Annotated in this window: 2 protein-coding genes; one reads left to right on the forward strand and one right to left on the reverse strand. The window is 71.6% G+C overall.

Annotation, left to right across the window (positions count from 1 at the left end; translation table 11 throughout):
• A partial coding sequence (locus AB0G02_RS39735) for a response regulator (protein ID WP_360805560.1) occupies positions 1-332 on the reverse strand: 332 nt, incomplete at its 3' end.
• Positions 333-510: 178 nt separating this feature from the next.
• Between AB0G02_RS39735 and AB0G02_RS39740 the strand changes: the two genes are divergently transcribed.
• Positions 511-1,359 carry a hypothetical protein gene (locus AB0G02_RS39740; RefSeq protein ID WP_360805563.1) on the forward strand — a complete coding sequence of 283 codons (849 nt, stop codon included), beginning with the start codon at positions 511-513 and terminating at the stop codon, positions 1,357-1,359.
• The last annotated feature ends 143 nt before the right edge of the window (positions 1,360-1,502 follow it).

The following is a 1,502-nucleotide window of genomic DNA, read 5'->3' on the forward strand; positions in this document are numbered from 1 at the left end:
GCCACCAGCTCGGGCAGGGTGGCGTCGGCGGCCAGGTAGCCCAGCATCCCCGACTCCACGAAGCCGACGACGTCGACCACCGCGCGGCCGTCGGAGAGGCCGATCACCTTGGTGGCGGGCGAGGTGGCCCGCACCTCGCGGGTGAACGACTGGCCGGCGTCCTCGCCGAGGTCGAGCAGCAGGACGTCCGGCGGGGCGCTGCGCACGGCCGCCCTCGCCTGGGTGGGTTCCGCGGCACTGCCCGCCACCACGATCCGCGGGCTGTCGGCCAGGCAGCGCTCCACGCCGTCCCGGTACACGCGGACCCTCGCGACAACGAAGACTCTGATCAACTCTCCCCCTAGTGCTCAGGTTCGACCCGTTACGTGCGCGCGAGGAGCCGGTTGATACACGGGCCGGGATCCGGATCCCCGTGGATCCTTTTCGGATCCACGGGTTCATTCCTCCGCCCGCGCCCGCCGGACACCATCGGATGGGTCAGCAGTCCGAGTTCGACCACGAGGGGTCACCATGAGGATGGGAAGAGTCGCCACCGGCAGCGTGCTCGCCGGTGTCGTGATGCTGGGCGTCGCAACGGGTCCCGCTTCGGCGGCGGTGCCGGAGCGGGATCCGGAGCGGTACTCGTCGGCCGCGACGGGGTGGGGGTACCTCGTCACCGACAAGGACGGCATCGACACCTGGCTGAACCAGTCGGGCGGCCGGGCGATCGACGTCGAACCGTGGGGCAACGGCGGGTTCTCCGTGGTGTCGGTCGACAACGCCACCCCCGCGTACACCCGGACCCCCGGCGGGTCGTTCTCGTGGACCACCGGCGAGACCACCGCCAGCCTGAGCAGCAAGATCAGCGCCAACCCGACCAAGCGGCTGATCGACCTGGAGCGGCACGTGGTCGGCGGCGAGACCCGCTTCGCCGCCGCGTGGGTCGACAACACCGGTGTCGCGGCGAAGGGCTGGTGGTGGTGGCTCAACGCCACCCCGGCCCAGATCGGTGAGAAGCTCGACGAGTGCGGTTGCCGGCTGATCGACCTCGACCCGGTCGGCGGGGGTCGCTACGACGTGATCATGATCCCGAACAGCGGCGTCGACGGCCTGTCGTGGTGGTGGTACTACGGCGTGACCGAGCTGGAGGCCTACCAGCACCTGGCCGACCACCAGGCCCGACCGGTCAACCTCGAACCGGACGGCAGCGGTCGCTTCGCGCTGCTCATGGTGCGCGACGGCCTGCGCGGCGGGATGCGGCTCAACCAGAGCTGGGCGGACCTCAGCGCGCCGAGCGGCACGCGCTTCGCCCAGGTGAAGAACTACACCTCCACGTCGGGCGGGTCGGTCTGGCTGTCGGTGTACCTGCAGAACGGCTGAGCGGAACCGATCGCGCACCCCGGGGCCCCCCGGCCCGGAGGGGCCCCCGGGGGTTTGGGGCTCGCCCCGCCGGGTGGTGTACGAGGGAACGGCCAGGCTTTGTCCGGCCGGGGGCCCTAAGCTCCTGTGGCCCCGGGGGGGCC

This window comes from Actinosynnema sp. NPDC023658 (assembly GCF_040639995.1).
Lineage (GTDB): Bacteria > Actinomycetota > Actinomycetes > Mycobacteriales > Pseudonocardiaceae > Actinosynnema.

Coding starts and splice junctions, on each gene's coding strand:
- AB0G02_RS39740 (WP_360805563.1), top strand. CDS start 511: ATGAGGATGGGAAGAGTCGCCACCGGCAGCGTGCTCGCCGGTGTCGTG.